Origin of the sequence: Teichococcus aestuarii, from assembly GCF_003116135.1 — a bacterium.
GTDB lineage: Bacteria > Pseudomonadota > Alphaproteobacteria > Acetobacterales > Acetobacteraceae > Pseudoroseomonas > Pseudoroseomonas aestuarii.
This window is the reverse complement of record NZ_PDOA01000001.1, coordinates 95,438-111,086: the sequence shown is the minus strand read 5'-3', so window position 1 is coordinate 111,086 and position 15,649 is coordinate 95,438. Positions and strand designations below refer to the sequence as shown.

Below are 15,649 nucleotides of genomic sequence, written 5' to 3'. Positions count from 1 at the left end.
GCCTCAGGCGGCGCGCAAGGCGGAGAGGAAGCCGTCCATCTGGACGCGCAACCCGCCGGACTGCTGGGCGAGGTCGCCGGCCGCGCCGCGCACCTCCTCGGCGGCGGCACCGGTGCGCGCGGCATCCTCGCTGACGCCGGCGGCGTGGTGCGAGGCCTCCTGCGTGCCGGAGGCCGCCTCGGCCACGGCGCGGCCGATCTCCTGTGTCGCCTCCGCCTGCTGCTGGGCCGCCTCCGCCACGGCGCCGGTCGCATCGTTCAGTTCGCGGATCATCCGCCCGATCTCGGCAATCGCCTGCACCGTCCGGCCCGTCTCGGCCTGCATGGCGGCGATCTGCTGGCCGATCTCCTCGGTCGCCCGGGCGGTCTGGCTGGCCAGGTTCTTCACCTCCCCGGCGACCACGGCGAAGCCCTTGCCGCTCTCCCCGGCCCGCGCCGCCTCGATCGTGGCGTTCAACGCCAGCAGGTTGGTCTGGCCGGCGATGCCGCTGATGAGCTGCACCACGTCGCCGATCCGGCTTGCCGCCTCGGAGAGGCCGCGCACCGTGCGGTCGGTGTTCGCCGCCGCCTCGGCCGCGGCCTGGGCGCGGGCGGCGCCGGCGCGCACCTGGCGCGCCACCTCGGCAATGCTGGCGGTCAGCTCTTCCGCCGCCGCCGCCACGGTCTGCACATTGCCGCTGGCCTGCTCCGAGGCACGCGCCACCGCCGTGGCGCGGCCATTGCCGCTGGCGGCAATGTCCACCATGTTCGCCGCCGTCGAGTCCATGCGCGCCGCCGAGGCCGCCAGGGTGCGCAGCACCTCCGCCGTCTCCCCCTCGAAGCGGCGCAGCAGCGTGTCCACCCGCTCGGCGCGGGCGAGCTGCTGGCGCTGCTCCTCCTGCTGCGCCGCCGCCATCGCCTGGCGCTCGGCCGAGTTGGCGCGCAGCGTCTCGATGGCCGAGGCCATGCTGCCAAGCTCGTCCCGGCGGTCACGGCCGGGGACGACCAGGCTCAGCTCGCCGCCGGCGATGCGCGTGACCAGCTGGGTGAGCGCCTGCAGCGGCAGCACCACCCGGCGCAGCAGCAGCAGCACCGAGATCCCGGCCATGGCGGCGGCCAGCATGGCCAGGCCAAGGGCCGCGGCGAGGCGCAGCCGGGCCCTGGCGGCGCCCGCCTCCACCAGCGCCATCGCGCCGTCGAGCGCCGCGTCGCGCAGCGACAGCATCCGCGCCTGGGCCACGATCGACCAGGGCCGGTACTCCTCCGCCGGCATGGGCCAGATGACAGGGCGCCCCTGCAGGGCCTGCCAGGCGCGTTCGAGGTGCTGGCGCCAGCGCGGCTCGCTCTCTCCCTGGAAGACACGGCGCTGCTCCTCCAGCGCCGCCTGAAGCGCCGGGTTGCTCGGCAGAGCGGCGATCAGGCGCTGCGCCGTCTGCCAGGCCTGCTCCACGCGTCCGGTCTGCTGCAGGGCGGCGTCCATTCCGGCCGCCGTCACCGGCTGGCCGAGAACCCAGGAGGAGATGGCGGTGTTGCGCCGCCCGGCGAAATCGCGGGCCTCCATCACGGCATTGGCCACCTCCAGCACCAGCCCGGCATCCGGCGCCATCTCCACCACCTGGCGGGAGGCCGCCGCTGCCAGCCGCGCCATGGTCTCCACGCCGCTGTTGCGGAGCTGCTGGGCGGCGGTGGGCATCGCGGCATCGCGCTCCGCCAGGGGCCGGCGCATCTCGGCCAGGCCGCGGTCGCGCATCTCCGCCACGCGGGCAAGGAGGTCCCGCACCGGGGCGGCGTCGAGCCCGGCGGCGGCGACGCTCTCCACCGCCTGGCGCAGCAGCCGGTCCGTTTCCGGCGCGGCGCGCTGTGAGCTGGCGATGTCCGGGGCCGGGCTGCGCAGCAGCGGGCTGTAGGCGCCGACCTCCACGGCTACCGCCGTCTGCGCGCGCTGCGCGTCGCTGACCGCGCGGGTCGCCAGCCCCGCCCGGCTGGCCCGGCTCCAGTCGTCCCACGCATCGGCGGACTGCCAGAGGGAGGTGATGCCGCCCGTCACGGCCACGCCGCAGAAGCAGACAAGAAAGAAGGTGCGGATACGCAAGGTGGAGCTTCCTTGTCCTGGCGGCTCATTCCTCTTGTGCGGCACGAGGTGAAGCAATGGTGAATGCTGTGTCGCCGAGGCATGTGCGGCGCGAGGCCGCCTCAGGCGGGCTCGTAGCGCACGGCGCTGCCATCGTCGCCGCGCATGGTGAAGCCCACCCAGCGGCCGGCGGCGTCGTAGAGCGCCACCATGTCGCGGGCCGGCCAGCGCCAGCGGGTCATCCCGTCCGCCCGGTCCCGCAAGGGCGGCTCGGTCAGCAGCAGGCCGCTGCCGGCGTCGAAGAGCGGGCGGTCGAGGTGCTCCGGCGCCCACCAGGAAAGCGGTGCCGCCGTGGCGGGCAGGGCGACGGCCCCCTCGGGCCCGGTGCCGCGCAGCCCCTCGGCGCCGGACCGCAGATCCAGCAGCTGCACCTTGCCGTCCTTCTCCAGGCGCGAGGCGAAGCCCACCAGCCGCCCGCCCTCCCAGCGCTCGGCATAGTCGTGGTGGTAGCGGAACACGGTGAAGGACAGCAGCTTCACCTCCAGCGCCACCACGGTGCGCGTCACCCCGCCCGGCTCCATCCGCACGCTGTGGGTGCCGATCTCCCGCCCCTCCCGCAGCACGCGGAAGCGGTAGCCGCCGGCCGGCATCGCCCCCGCGGGCGGCGCGGCCAGCAGCAGGGCCGGCAGCAGCGGCGCGGCGAGCAGGGCGCGGCGGCGCATCAGCCCTTGCTCCGCAGCGTGGCGCGCCCGCCATCGGCGCCGATGACCTGGCCGCTGATCCAGCCCGCCTCGGGCGAGAGCAGGAAGGCGGCCAGCGCCGCCGCATCCTCCGGCGTGCCGAGTCGGGGCACCGGGTGGAGCTTCGCGATCGCCTCGGCCATCTGCGCGTTGGCGGTGAGGGGCGCGGCCATCTCGGTGCGCATCAGGCTGGGCGCGATGGCGTTGACGCGGATGGCGGGCGCCAGCTCGGCGCCCAGCGCCACCACCAGCCCCTCCACGGCGCCCTTGGCGGCGGCAATGGCGGCATGGTTGGGGAAGCCCGCCCGCGCCGCGATGGAGGAGAACAGCACCACCCCCGCGCCACCCATCCCCTCGCCGCCCGCCGCCAGCGCAGGCTGCGCGGCCTGGACCGCCAGCGCGGCGCCCATCGCGTTCAGCCGGAAGGCTTCCAGGAAGTCGGCCGCCGTCAGCCGCTTCAGCGGCTTCAGCGGGATCGAGCCGACGCAGTAGGCCAGCCCGCCGAGGCGCGGCCCGGCCGCGCCGATGGCGGCGGCCAGCGCCTCCGGGTCGGTGGCGTCGGCGGCGGCATGGGGGGCGCCCAGCTCGCCGGCCAGCGCCGCCAGCCGCGCGGCGTCGCGGGCGATGAGGAAGGGCTCGTCGCCCCGTGCCGCAAGGCGCCGCGCCAGGGCACCGCCCACCCCCCCGGTGGCACCGATCACCACGATCCGCTCGGCCATCCGCATCTCCTCGGTCTCTGTTGCGCCTTCTGCCAGATGGGCGGCCCGCCGCGAAGCGGAACCCCGCGCCGGCCACGCCCCTGCGCCCCCTGCCGCGCGCCCTCCCCCGCGACAGATGCCGCGCCGCGTGCCAAACTGCCGAACATGCGGCAATTGCTCCTGCTACGGCACGCGAAATCCTCCTGGGACGATCCCAGCCTGCCGGATCACGCCCGCCCGCTCAATGCGCGCGGGAAACGCGCCGCCGTCGCCATGGCGGGGGTGATGCACGGCCTCGGCCTGTCGCCGGACATCGTGCTGGTCTCCTCCGCCCGGCGCACCCTGCAGACGCTGGAGGCGCTGGCCCCGCTGCCGGACAGCCCGATGGTGGAGCCGATGGACGACCTCTACCTGGCCCCCTGGCAGCGCCTGTTGGAGACGCTGCGCGAGGCACCGGAGACGGCCCGCAGCCTGCTGCTGATCGGCCACAACCCGGGCCTGCACGACCTCGCCCTGGCGCTGGCGGGGCCGGCGGGCATGGCCGGCAAGGCGCCCGGCACGCAGCGCCTGGCCGATGGCTACCCCACGGGCGCGCTGGCCGAGTTCGCCATCGCCGCGCCCTGGCGGCTGCTGGAGGCGGGCGGCGGCCGGCTGGTACGCTTCGTGGCTCCGAACGACCTGCCGGAAATGGCCGTCTGAACGATGACCCTGTGCCTTGACCTGACGCTGCCGCCCGAGGCGGCGGCGAAGCTCTGGCGGCATTCCGCCCTGGCCGCGCGCGGCCGGCCGCGCGCCACCGCCGAGGCCTGGGACTGGCTGGACAGCGCCGGCGGCACGCTGGCCAAGGCCGGGCTGGCGTTGCGCTCCGGCGCGCGGGGCGGCCGCCGCCTCTGCCCGCTGCGCGTGCCGGAGGATGAGGCTGCGCGGCCCGGCGCCACGCCCTCCGGCACCTCCATGGCCGGCCTGTCCCTGCCGGGCACGCCCCTGCCGGAGGGCACCGTGCTCCCGGCGGACGCGGTGCCGGCGGAAGCGGGCGAGGCGGCGCTGCTGCCCGTTGCGCACTATGCGGGCCGGGTGGCGCAGTCGCCGCCCGATTCCGCCGGCGCCGCGCTCCGCTGGCGCACCGGCACGCTGCGCGCGGGCGAGCGGCAACAGGCCGTGGCCTTCCTGACCCTGGAGGGGCCGGCGGAGGCGGTGCTGGCCCTGGCCACCGCCCTGCCCGGCCTGCCCGCCGCCGCCGGGCTGGACGAGCTGGCGCTGGCCCTGGCCCGCGGCACCCCGCCCCGCCCGCGCCGCAAGGGCGCGCCCGACCTCGGCGGCGCCACGACGCCGGACGACGCGCTGGCGCTGGCCATCGCCCACCTGACGAATGTGCTGCTGGCGCAGGCGCCGCTGGCCCGCCCGGAGGCCGGGCCGGAGGCGGTGCACCAGCTCCGCGTCGCCGCCCGCCGGCTGCGTTCCTGCCTGAAGGCCTTCCGCCCGATGCGGGACGGGCCGGCCCTGCGCGCGCTCGATGCCGGGCTGCGGGACCTGGCGCGGGGGCTGGGCGAGGCGCGCGAATGGGACGTGTTCCTGGGCGGGCTGGGGGCCGAGCTGGCCACGGTGCTGGGGCCGGACCGGCGCTGGGCGCAATTGCTGCGCGCGGCGGGGCAGCGCCGGCTGGAGGCCTATGCGCGGCTGCGCGCCACCCTGGAGGGCCCGGCCTTCCACACCCTGGCCTGGCAGGCGGTGCGCCTCGCGGCGACGCGGGACTGGGGGGCGCCGGACGGCGCCGCGGCGGAGGCGCCGCTGCGCGCCCAGGCGGCCGGGCTGCTGGCGCGCCGCCGCCGCAAGCTGCTCAAGGGCGGGCGGGAGATCGAGTCGCTGGACGACCACGCCCTGCACGAGCTGCGGCTGGAGGCCAAGAGGCTGCGCTACGTGGCGGAGCTGTTCGCGCCGCTCTGGCCCGGCAAGCCGGCGCGGCGCTTCCTCCGGCGGATCGGCGCGTTGCAGGAGGCGCTGGGGCTTTCCAACGACACGGTGGCGGCCCGCGCCCTGGTGGCCAGCCTGCAGGGGGGCAAGGGCACGGGCGCGCCGGGCTGGGCGATCGGCCTGGCGGAAGGCTGGGCGCTCTCGGCGGGGCGCGACACCCGGCCCGCCGCTCTGCGCGCCTGGCGCCGCTTCCTGCGGGCCGAACCCTTCTGGGACGATGGCTGAGCGCCGGGAGTCTTCAACCGGCGCTTGAATCTCCCCGCCCGGCTGGGTTAACGCTTTGCGGCGTGTTGACCCGTCGCCGCATCTTCCGCCCCGCCCCCGCACCGCGCCGCTGGCGCGGTTTCGCGCTCGGCTCCAGCCTGGCCATGCTGGCCCTGGCGATGGCCGGGCTCGGCCTTCCCGCCAACCTCTTCGGCTCCGCCCCGCGCGAGCAGGACTGGGTGGCCAGCGCCGACAGCGTGCGGGTGGTGGATGGCGACACGCTGCGCCTGGGCGAGCGCACGCTGCGCCTGGCCGGGCTGATCTCCCCCCCGCGCGGGCAGACCTGCACCACGCCCGGCGGCGTCGGCTTCGATTGCGGCGGCGCCGCGGCCGAGGCGCTGGCGCGGCTGGTGCAGCGCAGCGACATCGCCTGCCGCGTGCGCGGGCGGGACCGCTTCGGCCGGGCGCTCGGCGTGTGCGAGGCGGGCGGAGTGGAGACCAACACCGCCCTGGTGGCCGCCGGCTGGGCGCTGGCCGAAAGCGGCGCGGCCGGCCTGCAGGCCGCCGAGGCCGCGGCGCGGAGCGCCGGGCGGGGCCTCTGGTCCCACCCCGCCGGCGCGCCGGAAAGCTGGCGCGCGCGCCCCTGAACGGCCCTTCGCCACCCGGGTTCCATCCTGCCCTCGCGGCACCAGCCATGCACCCCCCGGATGGACAAGTCCGCGGGGCGACGCCTAATCTTGCGCTGCATCATAGACGGCGCCGGCCCGACTGGCGCCGCCCCCCCGATAAGAGGACGACGCCATGAGCAGCACGGCCAAAGGGTCCGTCACCGTCACGCTCGACGGATCCAACAAATCCGCCACACTGCCGCTGATCCAGGGCTCGATCGGGCCGGACGTGTTCGACATCCGCAAGCTGTACAGCGAGCTCGGCGTCTTCACCTTCGACCCCGGCTATGGTGGCACGGCGGCCTGCGAGAGCGCCATCACCTATATCGACGGCGACCAGGGCGTCCTGCTCTACCGCGGCTACCCGATCGAGCAGCTGGCCGAGAAGTCGAACTTCCTCGAGGTCTCCTACCTGCTGCTCTACGGCGAGCTGCCGACCAAGGAGCAGCTGGCGAAGTTCGACCGCGGCGTGACGCTGCACACCATGCTGCACGAGCAGCTGCGCACCTTCTTCAACGGCTTCCGCCGCGATGCGCACCCGATGGCCATCCTGTGCGGCGTGGTCGGCGCGCTCTCCGCCTTCTACCACGACAGCCTCGACATCTCGGACGCCAAGCAGCGCGAGATCGCGGCCTACCGCCTGATCGCCAAGGTGCCGACCATCGCCGCCTGGGCGTACAAGTACTCGATCGGCCAGCCCTTCGTGTACCCGCGCAACGACCTCAGCTATGCCGAGAACTTCCTCTACATGCTGAACGCGGTGCCGGCCGAGGAGTGGAAGCCGAACCCCATCCTCTCCCGCGCCATGGACCGCATCCTGGTCCTGCACGCCGACCATGAGCAGAACGCCTCCACCTCCACGGTGCGCTTGGCCGGCTCGACGGGCGCCAACCCCTTCGCCTGCATCGCCGCCGGCATCGCCGCGCTGTGGGGCCCCGCCCATGGCGGCGCCAACGAGGCGGTGCTCAAGATGCTGGACGAGATCGGCAGCGTCGAGAACATCCCCTCCTTCATCGAGAAGGTGAAGGACAAGAACTCCGGCGTGAAGCTGATGGGCTTCGGGCACCGGGTCTACAAGAACTTCGACCCGCGCGCGAAGATCATGCAGGCCACCTGCCACGAGGTGCTGAGGGAGCTCGGCATCAAGGACGAGCCGCTGCTCGACCTCGCCATGGAGCTGGAGCGCATCGCGCTGTCGGACGAGTATTTCGTCTCCCGCAAGCTCTACCCGAATGTCGACTTCTATTCGGGCATCATCCTGAAGGCGATGGGCATCCCGACCCACATGTTCACCGTGCTCTTCGCCGTGGCGCGCACCGTGGGCTGGGTGAGCCAGTGGAAGGAGATGATCGAGGAGCCGGGCCAGCGCATCGGCCGCCCGCGCCAGATCTACACTGGCGCCACGCAGCGCGACGTCACGCCGCTCGACAGCCGGGCCTGAACCCGGCCGCCCCGGGCGCGCGCCCGGGGCCCGGCAACGCACTGGAACACGCCCCGCCCGGCCCTGCCGCGGCGGGGCGCTGCATTTCAGGGCAGTTCAGCCGGTGCGGGCGGCGATCAGCGCCTCAGCCTCCACCGGCAGGACCGGATCGGCGCGCAGCGGCTGCAACGGCACGACGTTGCTCGGCATGACGGCGACGTAGCGGAAGGAGACCTCGCTGGTCGGCAGGAACGCGGCGCGGCACTGGCGGCGCGAGAAGTGCAGCCCCTCATCGGCCGGGTCGCGCGCATACTGGGCGCCCATGACGAAATAGCCCCCCGGCGCGCGGCCATAGGCCCGCTGCAGCATCGTCAGCATCAGGTGCCAGCCGGTGCCGTTGCGCGTATCCCGCGCGCCGGATTCCAGGAAGTAGGTGTTGGGGCCGAAATCGATGCCCGCGAAGGCGGCCATGTCCTCGCCGCCGCCCCGCGCCACGGCGAGGAAGTTGTTCTGCCGCAGCGCCATCAGCCGCATGGCGAAGCGCAGGAAATGCCGCGCCAGCCGGAAGTCGAGCTGCTTGCGCTCCGCCAGCATGGATTTCAGCGCCTGCAGGGCGGGCCAGCGGCGCAGCGTCTCCCGCCCCTGCCGGATCTCCACCGCCAGGTCGGCGAACTGCTCCTGCGCCCGCTTGGCGTTGCGCCGGGCATTGCTGCTGAGGCCGCGCAGATAGGCCTCCCAGCTGCCCCATTCCCGGAACGAGACCGCATGCACGGTGATGGGCTCGACCGCGGTGACGGTGACGCCGGGGATCGCGGCCAGATCGGCCTCGCGCGGCGCTTCGAGGCTCCATTGCGAGCCATAATGATACTCGCCCGCCCCGAGCCGGCCGAGCACCGCCTGCATCGCCTCGGGCCACAGCTGCTGCTCCTCGGGCAGCAATTGCAGGCTATCGGCGAAGACCCGCCGCCGCAGGCTGATGCCCACGGCACACTGGCCGATCTTCCGCCGCTCGCCACCACGCACCGCGTGGATCTCGAGCAGGCGGAGCCGGTAAGGCAGGTGATGATCGAGCTGCCAGAGGGCCAGGGCCCCGTGCGCGCAGCGAAACGAAGCTCCGCAACGCTGCGCAAAACGGTCCCATTCCGCCACGCCGGCGGCGCAGTCGGAGATGACGAGGTTTGTCGACATGGACGGAGAGCTGCCGTGCTTTTTGTGGATGCACCCACCGGGACGGCAGGAGCAGCGCAGCATATCATCGCAAGATTTCGACAAATTCAGTTAATTGGTGAATTCTCATCCACGGATCATGTCTGAGACTCATTACGCAGCAAGGTGCTCGAGCTTGTGATCCGGGTTATCCGGTTAAGCGTCTGTAACAGAGCTGTTGCGCAGGCCCCGTCTCCGCTTGGCGGGGGCCGTGTGCGCGCGCCGCCTTGAGCAGCCAGCGCAGGCCACGGGGCGTTTACGGCAGCGCCCGAAGGCCCGCCGAACGGCCTGCCCGGCAGCCGCGGCCATGCCGCAGGCATATGCCTCCGGCCAGGCACGGCAGCCATCGGCGGAGGATCGTTTGGAAGGATGTACAGACGCCCAGACCGGGCCAGGGCTACAAAGCCTTGGCGTCCCCTAGGGGATTCGAACCCCTGTTACCGCCGTGAGAGGGCGGTGTCCTAGGCCTCTAGACGAAGGGGACTGGAGGCGTCGTGTGAGGGGGCTTCTATCGGGTGGTGCGGCCCCGATCAAGAGGCCGAAGTTCCATTTCCGCATCCGGAACGCTTTTTTCCCGTGCCGCCGCCTTGGCGGCGGGATGCCGCCCATCGCGGCAGGCCTGGCTGCAGAAGCGCACCTCATCCCACACCCGCGCCCACTTCCGGCGCCAGGCGAAAGGCCGGCCGCAGCCGGCGCAGGGCTTCTGCGGCAGGTTCGGCTTCTGGTGCGGCATCGGCCTCCTCCTCCGGCAGCCCGGGCTCACTCGCCCAGGCGGATCTCCCCGGCCACGCGGCCGCCCCGCGGATCGACCAGCAGGATCCGCGCGCCATCGGGCCGCTCCACCCACACGGCCAGCCGGCCATCCAGCACGGCGATCTGACCGATCCGCGAACCAGGCGGCTGGCGCAGGGCGAGATCCGTGCTAACCCCGCTGGCGATCCCGTTGGCGACCCCGCCGGCGGCGCTGTTCATCCGCTGCACCAGCGCCACCACCAGCGCCACCGTGGCGACGATGATCATCACCCCCATCACCACCACAAGAATCTTGAGCCCGCGCACCGACACCCCCCGCACCGAAATGGCCGAGCCCGGCCCCATGCCGGACGGCCCCCATGACATACTCGCCGGCCCCGGCGATGCGGGCAGCCGCGCCGACCGGTTCCTGGCCGGCGCGATAGGCACGTTGTCCCGCTCCCGCGTCAAGGCGCTGATGGAGGCGGGGCATGTGACGCGCGACGGCGCGCCGCTGACCGACCCGTCCGAGGCGGTGCGGCCCGGCGCGCTGTACCGCGTGGCGCCGCCCGCGGCCCTGCCGGCCACGCCGCTGGCCCAGGACATTCCCCTGACCATCCTGTTCGAGGATGCCCACCTGATCGTGCTGGACAAGCCGGCGGGGCTGGTGGTGCACCCTGCCCCCGGCAACCAGGACGGCACGCTGGTGAACGCCCTCCTCGCCCATGCGGGCGAGGAGCTGACCGGCATCGGCGGCGAGAGGCGGCCGGGCATCGTCCACCGTCTGGACAAGGACACCTCCGGGGTGATGGTGGTGGCGAAGAGCGCGGTGGCGCACCAGATCCTCTCCGAGGCCTTCGCCAACCGCGACCTGGAGCGGTCCTACCTGGCGCTGGCCTGGGGCGTGCCCGCGAAGCGGCAGGGGGAGATCGAGGCGCCGGTCGGCCGCCACCCGACCGACCGCAAGCGCATGGCCGTGGTGAGCCGGGGCGGCAAGCCGGCGCTGACACGCTTCGTGACGGAACGTGCCTGGAGCAGTGCCTGCGCCCTGCTGCGGTGCCGACTCGCCACGGGCCGGACCCACCAGATCCGTGTGCACCTGTCGCATATCGGCCATCCGCTGGTGGGGGATCCGGTCTATCTGCGGCGCTTGCCGGCCGCCGCGAAGGGTCTGCCGGACGCGGCGCGGGACACGCTGCTGGCCTTTCCGCGGCAGGCGCTACACGCTGAAACCCTTGGCTTTAACCATCCCGTAACCGGCGCTGCGCTACGGTTCTCCGCGCCCTTGCCGCCCGACATGCAGGCCCTTCTCACATTGCTGGACAGTAACCCGGCGTAACCCGACTATTACAGTCGGGATTTTCTTGCGCAACCCGGCCAACAAGAGTAGCGTTCACCTGTCGCCAACGCCGGGTGCCACCACCAAGGCGCGGCCGTCGGAACCGTCCTTATTCTTGTGACCCCTGGACGGGTCGGCGCGTCAGGGCTTGCGCGGGGACGACCGGACCTATCGCCCGGAGCTCGCCGTCACAGGGGCTCCCGGCCGGTGCAGGAGGCAGATGCTGACCATGGCTTCCACTTCAATGATCCCTATTGCTCCTGAGGGCAATCTTTCCCGCTACCTCCAGGAGATCCGCAAATTCCCCATGCTTTCGCCGGAGGAGGAATTCCGCCTGGCGAAGGAGTGGAAGGACAATGGCGACCAGCAGGCCGCGCATCGTCTCGTCACCTCGCATCTGCGCCTCGTGGCGAAGATCGCCATGGGCTATCGTGGCTACGGCCTGCCCGTCGGTGAGCTGATCAGCGAGGGCAATGTCGGCATGATGCAGGCTGTCCGCCGCTTCGATCCCGACCGTGGCTTCCGCCTGGCCACTTATGCCATGTGGTGGATCCGTGCCGCGATCCAAGAGTACATCCTGCATTCGTGGTCGCTCGTGAAGATGGGCACCACGGCCGCGCAGAAGAAGCTGTTCTTCAACCTGCGCCGCCTGAAGGGCCAGATGGCCGCCCTGGAAGAGGGCGACCTGCAGCCGGAGCAGGTGGAGAAGATCGCCCGCGTGCTGCAGGTTCCCGAGCAGGACGTGGTGTCGATGAACCGCCGCCTGGCCTCGCCCGACAATTCGCTGAATGCCCCGGTGCGGGCCGACAGCGAGGGCGAATGGCAGGATTGGCTGGTCGATGAGAGCGAGAGCCAGGAATCCGAGATCGCCGAGCGGCAGGACATGTCCAACCGCCGCGAGCTTCTCGGTGAGGCTCTGAAGACGCTCAACGAGCGCGAGCGCCATATCCTGATCGAGCGCCGCCTCAAGGACGAGCCGACCACGCTCGAGGAGCTGTCGCAGCAGTACAACATCTCGCGCGAGCGGGTGCGGCAGATCGAGGTGCGCGCCTTCGAGAAGCTCCAGAAGAGCATGAAGACGCAGATCATGGAACGCCGCCTGACGGCCGAGTGAGAACCAGGGGAAGCAGGCCTTCCCCTGGAACCCGCCTCCCTCTCTCGCACGGCAGTTCCGGGGCGCCACTGGCGCCCCGAAGCGTTTCAGGCGGAGGCGTTTCAGGCGAGCGGGTCGTGGCCCCAGTTCATCAGGCTATGGCGCCAGCGCGTGTCCGTCACATCGCCCTTCGGGCGCTGCTTGCCATGGCGGTGGACGTAGCCGATGACCTTGCGCATGTCGGCCAGGTCTTCCTCCGACAGATCCGCCTGCCTGCGCGCCTTGATCTCCAGGATGCGCTGGCCCATCCGGTGGCCCACCGCCTCCCCCTGCCCCTTGCCGGTGACCCTCTCGCCCTCCGGCGTCATGCCGACGCTCTGGCTTTCCTCGCCGCCAAGCCATTCGCGCAGCGCGGCGGGCGCCATGTTCACCACCTTGCGGAATTCCACGATGGTCTCGTCGCGGTCGCCGCTCATGCGTGCTTCTCCAGGGCTTCCTGAAGCTGCGCCTTGGTCATGCGGGAGCGGCCGCGGATGTCGCGGCGGCGCGCCTCCTGCATCAGCGTCTCGCGCGTGGGGGCTTCGCTGGCACGGGCGCGGGCGGCCTTGCGCGCCACATCCGGCGGCTGGGCGCTGAACTGGCGGCCCTTGCGCGTATCCGCCCGCTTCTTGGCGGTGCTGCGGTCGTATTCACCCTTGCTGAGGGTCTCGCGCGCCTTGCGCGGAAGGTAGCGCTCCCCCGTCTCGGCGCTCTTCGCGCCGGAGCGGGTGCCCCAATCCTCGTCCTGCCACTGCTTCAGATGGTTGTCGGCGCTCCTGGCGCCTTTGTAGCCGCCGCCCGCCGCCTTGTATTCGGCGGTGGCGCGCTGCGCCTTGCGCGCGGACCACTGACCGGGCCTGCCGCCCTTGTCCTCGCGCGTGACCTTGGCCTTGACCGTCTCCCAGAGTTCGGGATCGGTCTTCCGGGCGGTGCCGGCCATGCCTGCCTCCATGAAGGGATGGCAGGAAAACGGCCGGTCACCGGTTCCGGTTGCCCCGCTGCAGGCAGGGGGCGCCAGGGGGCGTGGCCCCCTGGCCCATCGCCTCAGCCCGCGAAGGGGTCGCTGACGAGGATGGTGTCGTCGCGCTCGGGCGAGGTGGAGAGCAGCGTCACCGGCGCCTCCACCAGTTCCTCGATGCGCTTCACGTACTTGATGGCGGTGGCCGGCAGCTCCGCCCAGGAGCGCGCGCCCTGGGTCGACTGGGTCCAGCCTTCGAGCGTCTCGTAGATCGGCTCGGCCTTGGCCTGGGCGCCGAGGGCGGCGGGCAGGCGCTTCACCACCTCGCCGTCGATCCGGTAGCCGGTGCAGATCTTCAGCTCCTCCAGGCCGTCCAGCACGTCGAGCTTGGTCAGCGCCAGGCCCTGGATGCCGCCCACCTTCACCGCCTGGCGCACCAGGCAGGCATCGAACCAGCCGCAGCGGCGAGGCCGGCCGGTGACGGTGCCGAACTCGCGCCCGCGCTCGCCCAGCCGCTTGCCCACATCGTCGAACAGCTCGGTCGGGAACGGGCCGGAGCCGACGCGGGTGGTGTAGGCCTTGGCGATGCCGAGCACGGTGCCGACACTGTGCGGCCCAACGCCGGCGCCCGCCGCCGCGTTGCCCGCCACCGTGTTGGAGGAGGTGACGTAGGGGTAGGTGCCGTGGTCGACGTCCAGCATCACCGCCTGGGCGCCCTCGAACAGCACGCGCTTGTTGCTGTGGCGGGCCTCGTCCAGCCGCTCCCACACCGCCTCGGCATAGGGCAGCAGCTTGGGCGCGAGCGCCACCAGCTTGTCCAGCAGCTCCTGCTTCTCGAAGGTGGCGGCGCCGAGGCCCTTGAGCAGGGTGTTGTGGTGCAGCAGCAGCTCGTCGAGCTTCTGCGAAAGGGTCTCCGGCTCCGCCAGGTCACAGAGGCGGATGGCGCGGCGCGCCACCTTGTCCTCATAGGCCGGGCCGATGCCGCGGCCGGTGGTGCCGATCTTGGCCTCGCCGCGGGCTTCCTCGCGCGCCTTGTCGATCGCCGGGTGCAGCGGCAGGATCAGCGGCACGTTCTCGGCGATGCGCAGGTTGTGCGGGCCGACATCCAGCCCCTGCCCCCGCACGCGGGAGATCTCGCCCAGCAGCGCGTCCGGGTCCAGCACGACGCCGTTGCCGATGACGCCGAGCTTGCCGCGCACCACGCCGGAGGGCAGCAGGCTCAGCTTGTAGGTCTGGTTGCCCACCACCAGCGTGTGCCCGGCATTGTGGCCGCCCTGGAAGCGGACGACGATATCGGCCCGGCTCGCCAGCCAGTCGACGACCTTGCCCTTGCCTTCGTCGCCCCACTGGGCGCCGATGATGGCGACATTGGCCATGGTCAAGCAATCTCCTCGATCGGCGCGGCGCTGTCTCCGCGCAGGATGTGGCCGCAGCGGAGTTGCCGCGGCGTGTCGGCGGACGAAAGCGCCGCCACCGTGATGAAACCTTGCATGCGCAGCCGCGCCGCCGCCGCCGGGTCGCTGCCCAGCGGGAGGAAGACGCGGCGGGGCGGCGGCCCGGCGGGCGCCGCGCGGCGCACCGCGTCCGGATAGAGCGTCATGCCCGTGGCCGCCTCCTCGCCGCTGCGGTAGCGGCCGCCGCGCGCGAGCTCCCCGGTGTTGCCCGGACCATAGAGGGTGAAGGCCACCCCGACATGATACTGCAGCCCGCGGAACTCCACCGGGTCCAGCGTGATGCGCAAGCCCGGCGCGCGGGCGCGGATGGCGGCGACGATGGCCGCCGCGTTGTCGGCGATGGCGCGCGCCTCGGGCGGCAGCTCGGCGTCGCGCAGCGCGGCGAGCGCCCGGTCGGCGGGGCCTGCGGCGGTGAGCAGCGCGGCGAGGCCGATGGCCGGCGGCCCGGCGATGGCGGCCAGCTCCGCCACGGCGGCGGCGTCCTTGCGGTCCAGCGCGCGGGCGAGGCGGCGGCGGAGGTCGCCCTGCACCCCGGCGGCATCGAGCAGGGCGGGCGCCATGGTGGGGAGCGTGATGTCGAGGCTCGGCGCGGCGATGCCGACAGCCGCCAGCGCCTCGACCCCGAGCAGCGCCACCTCGGCATCCGCCTCGGCGGAATCGGCGCCGATCAGCTCGATGCCGGCCTGCGGGATCTGCCGCTCCGGCGCCAGCTGGCTGCCCTGCACGCGCAGCACCTGGCCGGAGTAGGAAAGGCGCAGCGGGCGCGGCACATCGGCCAGCCGGGTGGCGGCGATGCGCGCCACCTGCGGCGTGGTGTCGGCGCGCAGCCCCATCATGCGGTGGCTGCCCGGGTCCATCAGCCGGAAGGTCTGCTCGGCCACGGCGGCGCCGGAGCCGGCCAGCAGGCTGTCCTCGAATTCCAGCAGCGGCGGCTTCACCCGCTCATAGCCATGGCTGGCGAAGACCGCGAGCATCGCCTCCACCAGCGCCGCCTCCCGCGCCGCCTCGGGCGGCAGCAGGTCGGAGAGGCCGGAGGGCAGCAGGGCAGGGTTGGGCAGGTCTTCGGTCATGGTTCCGG

16 protein-coding genes and 1 tRNA gene are annotated in these 15,649 nt (G+C 72.8%); 6 read left to right on the top strand and 11 right to left on the bottom strand.

Translation table 11 applies throughout. From position 1 onward, the window contains the following. Positions 1-3: 3 nt before the first annotated feature. From CR165_RS00560 to CR165_RS00550, 3 genes are all read right to left on the bottom strand, one after another. A complete protein-coding gene (locus CR165_RS00560; protein ID WP_109515015.1) occupies positions 4-2,070 on the bottom strand; it encodes a methyl-accepting chemotaxis protein in 2,067 nt (688 codons plus the stop codon). A 101-nt stretch (positions 2,071-2,171) separates the two neighbouring features. Further along, complete coding sequence (locus CR165_RS00555) at positions 2,172-2,771, bottom strand: DUF6134 family protein (RefSeq protein WP_109515014.1); 600 nt, start codon at positions 2,769-2,771, stop codon at positions 2,172-2,174. After that, positions 2,771-3,508, bottom strand: coding sequence for an SDR family NAD(P)-dependent oxidoreductase (locus CR165_RS00550; RefSeq protein ID WP_109515013.1), 738 nt, complete (start codon positions 3,506-3,508; stop codon positions 2,771-2,773). The genes CR165_RS00555 and CR165_RS00550 overlap by 1 nt, the downstream gene beginning before the upstream one ends. Positions 3,509-3,652: 144 nt before the next feature. Between CR165_RS00550 and CR165_RS00545 the strand changes: the two genes are divergently transcribed. The 4 genes from CR165_RS00545 to gltA all read left to right on the top strand — a co-directional run bounded on the left by CR165_RS00545 (position 3,653) and on the right by gltA (position 7,771). Further along, on the top strand, positions 3,653-4,186 hold the full coding sequence (locus tag CR165_RS00545) for a SixA phosphatase family protein (RefSeq protein ID WP_109515012.1): 534 nt from the start codon (positions 3,653-3,655) through the stop codon (positions 4,184-4,186). 3 nt (positions 4,187-4,189) lie between these two features. Then, positions 4,190-5,683 (top strand): CYTH and CHAD domain-containing protein, encoded by a 1,494-nt coding sequence (locus CR165_RS00540; RefSeq protein WP_181377953.1) that lies wholly within the window; start codon positions 4,190-4,192, stop codon positions 5,681-5,683. Between the two features lie 65 nt (positions 5,684-5,748). Further along, entirely contained in the window at positions 5,749-6,309 is a 561-nt protein-coding gene (locus tag CR165_RS00535) for a thermonuclease family protein (RefSeq protein ID WP_146201805.1), read from the top strand. Between the two features lie 154 nt (positions 6,310-6,463). Beyond that, positions 6,464-7,771, top strand: coding sequence for a citrate synthase (gltA, locus tag CR165_RS00530; RefSeq protein WP_109515009.1), 1,308 nt, complete (start codon positions 6,464-6,466; stop codon positions 7,769-7,771). A 96-nt stretch (positions 7,772-7,867) separates the two neighbouring features. Here gltA and CR165_RS00525 read toward each other — a convergent pair whose 3' ends face one another. The 4 genes from CR165_RS00525 to CR165_RS00510 form a co-directional block, all read right to left on the bottom strand. Beyond that, positions 7,868-8,938, bottom strand: coding sequence for a GNAT family N-acetyltransferase (locus CR165_RS00525; RefSeq protein ID WP_146201804.1), 1,071 nt, complete (start codon positions 8,936-8,938; stop codon positions 7,868-7,870). A 426-nt stretch (positions 8,939-9,364) separates the two neighbouring features. After that, positions 9,365-9,440: transfer RNA gene (locus CR165_RS00520), tRNA-Glu, on the bottom strand. Positions 9,441-9,464: 24 nt separating this feature from the next. After that, positions 9,465-9,689, bottom strand: a complete 225-nt coding sequence (locus tag CR165_RS00515; protein ID WP_109515007.1) for a DUF2256 domain-containing protein — start codon at positions 9,687-9,689, stop codon at positions 9,465-9,467. Between the two features lie 26 nt (positions 9,690-9,715). After that, the gene (locus CR165_RS00510; RefSeq protein WP_109515448.1) at positions 9,716-10,015 is read right to left on the bottom strand and encodes a DUF6476 family protein; all 300 of its coding nucleotides are present in this window, start codon (positions 10,013-10,015) and stop codon (positions 9,716-9,718) included. A 19-nt stretch (positions 10,016-10,034) separates the two neighbouring features. Here CR165_RS00510 and CR165_RS00505 point away from each other — a divergent pair, with 19 nt between their 5' ends. Further along, positions 10,035-11,027: an RluA family pseudouridine synthase gene (locus tag CR165_RS00505; protein ID WP_109515006.1), complete on the top strand. Its 993-nt coding sequence runs from the start codon at positions 10,035-10,037 to the stop codon at positions 11,025-11,027. Positions 11,028-11,256: 229 nt separating this feature from the next. Further along, positions 11,257-12,141 (top strand): RNA polymerase sigma factor RpoH, encoded by an 885-nt coding sequence (gene rpoH, locus CR165_RS00500; RefSeq protein WP_109515447.1) that lies wholly within the window; start codon positions 11,257-11,259, stop codon positions 12,139-12,141. 101 nt (positions 12,142-12,242) lie between these two features. Here the strand turns inward: rpoH and CR165_RS00495 are convergent, their stop codons facing one another. The 4 genes from CR165_RS00495 to CR165_RS00480 form a co-directional block, all read right to left on the bottom strand. Then, positions 12,243-12,596 carry a DUF3140 domain-containing protein gene (locus tag CR165_RS00495; protein ID WP_109515005.1) on the bottom strand — a complete coding sequence of 118 codons (354 nt, stop codon included), beginning with the start codon at positions 12,594-12,596 and terminating at the stop codon, positions 12,243-12,245. Further along, positions 12,593-13,099 carry a hypothetical protein gene (locus tag CR165_RS00490; protein WP_109515004.1) on the bottom strand — a complete coding sequence of 169 codons (507 nt, stop codon included), beginning with the start codon at positions 13,097-13,099 and terminating at the stop codon, positions 12,593-12,595. The genes CR165_RS00495 and CR165_RS00490 overlap by 4 nt, the downstream gene beginning before the upstream one ends. Positions 13,100-13,203: 104 nt before the next feature. Next, the gene (locus CR165_RS00485; protein ID WP_109515003.1) at positions 13,204-14,493 is read right to left on the bottom strand and encodes an adenylosuccinate synthase; all 1,290 of its coding nucleotides are present in this window, start codon (positions 14,491-14,493) and stop codon (positions 13,204-13,206) included. A gap of 2 nt (positions 14,494-14,495) precedes the next feature. Beyond that, positions 14,496-15,641 (bottom strand): ATP phosphoribosyltransferase regulatory subunit, encoded by a 1,146-nt coding sequence (locus CR165_RS00480; protein WP_109515002.1) that lies wholly within the window; start codon positions 15,639-15,641, stop codon positions 14,496-14,498. Between the last annotated feature and the right edge of the window lie 8 nt (positions 15,642-15,649).

Excerpts from the sequence above, each read along its gene's own strand:
- CR165_RS00555 (WP_109515014.1), bottom strand. The coding sequence starts at position 2,771 with ATGCGCCGCCGCGCCCTGCTCGCCGCGCCGCTGCTGCCGGCCCTGCTG.
- CR165_RS00550 (WP_109515013.1), bottom strand. The coding sequence starts at position 3,508 with ATGGCCGAGCGGATCGTGGTGATCGGTGCCACCGGGGGGGTGGGCGGT.
- CR165_RS00545 (WP_109515012.1), top strand. The coding sequence starts at position 3,653 with ATGCGGCAATTGCTCCTGCTACGGCACGCGAAATCCTCCTGGGACGAT.
- CR165_RS00540 (WP_181377953.1), top strand. The coding sequence starts at position 4,190 with ATGACCCTGTGCCTTGACCTGACGCTGCCGCCCGAGGCGGCGGCGAAG.
- gltA (WP_109515009.1), top strand. The coding sequence starts at position 6,464 with ATGAGCAGCACGGCCAAAGGGTCCGTCACCGTCACGCTCGACGGATCC.
- CR165_RS00525 (WP_146201804.1), bottom strand. The coding sequence starts at position 8,938 with ATGTCGACAAACCTCGTCATCTCCGACTGCGCCGCCGGCGTGGCGGAA.
- CR165_RS00515 (WP_109515007.1), bottom strand. The coding sequence starts at position 9,689 with ATGCCGCACCAGAAGCCGAACCTGCCGCAGAAGCCCTGCGCCGGCTGC.
- CR165_RS00505 (WP_109515006.1), top strand. The coding sequence starts at position 10,035 with ATGGCCGAGCCCGGCCCCATGCCGGACGGCCCCCATGACATACTCGCC.
- rpoH (WP_109515447.1), top strand. The coding sequence starts at position 11,257 with ATGGCTTCCACTTCAATGATCCCTATTGCTCCTGAGGGCAATCTTTCC.
- CR165_RS00495 (WP_109515005.1), bottom strand. The coding sequence starts at position 12,596 with ATGAGCGGCGACCGCGACGAGACCATCGTGGAATTCCGCAAGGTGGTG.
- CR165_RS00490 (WP_109515004.1), bottom strand. The coding sequence starts at position 13,099 with ATGGCCGGCACCGCCCGGAAGACCGATCCCGAACTCTGGGAGACGGTC.
- CR165_RS00485 (WP_109515003.1), bottom strand. The coding sequence starts at position 14,493 with ATGGCCAATGTCGCCATCATCGGCGCCCAGTGGGGCGACGAAGGCAAG.
- CR165_RS00480 (WP_109515002.1), bottom strand. The coding sequence starts at position 15,641 with ATGACCGAAGACCTGCCCAACCCTGCCCTGCTGCCCTCCGGCCTCTCC.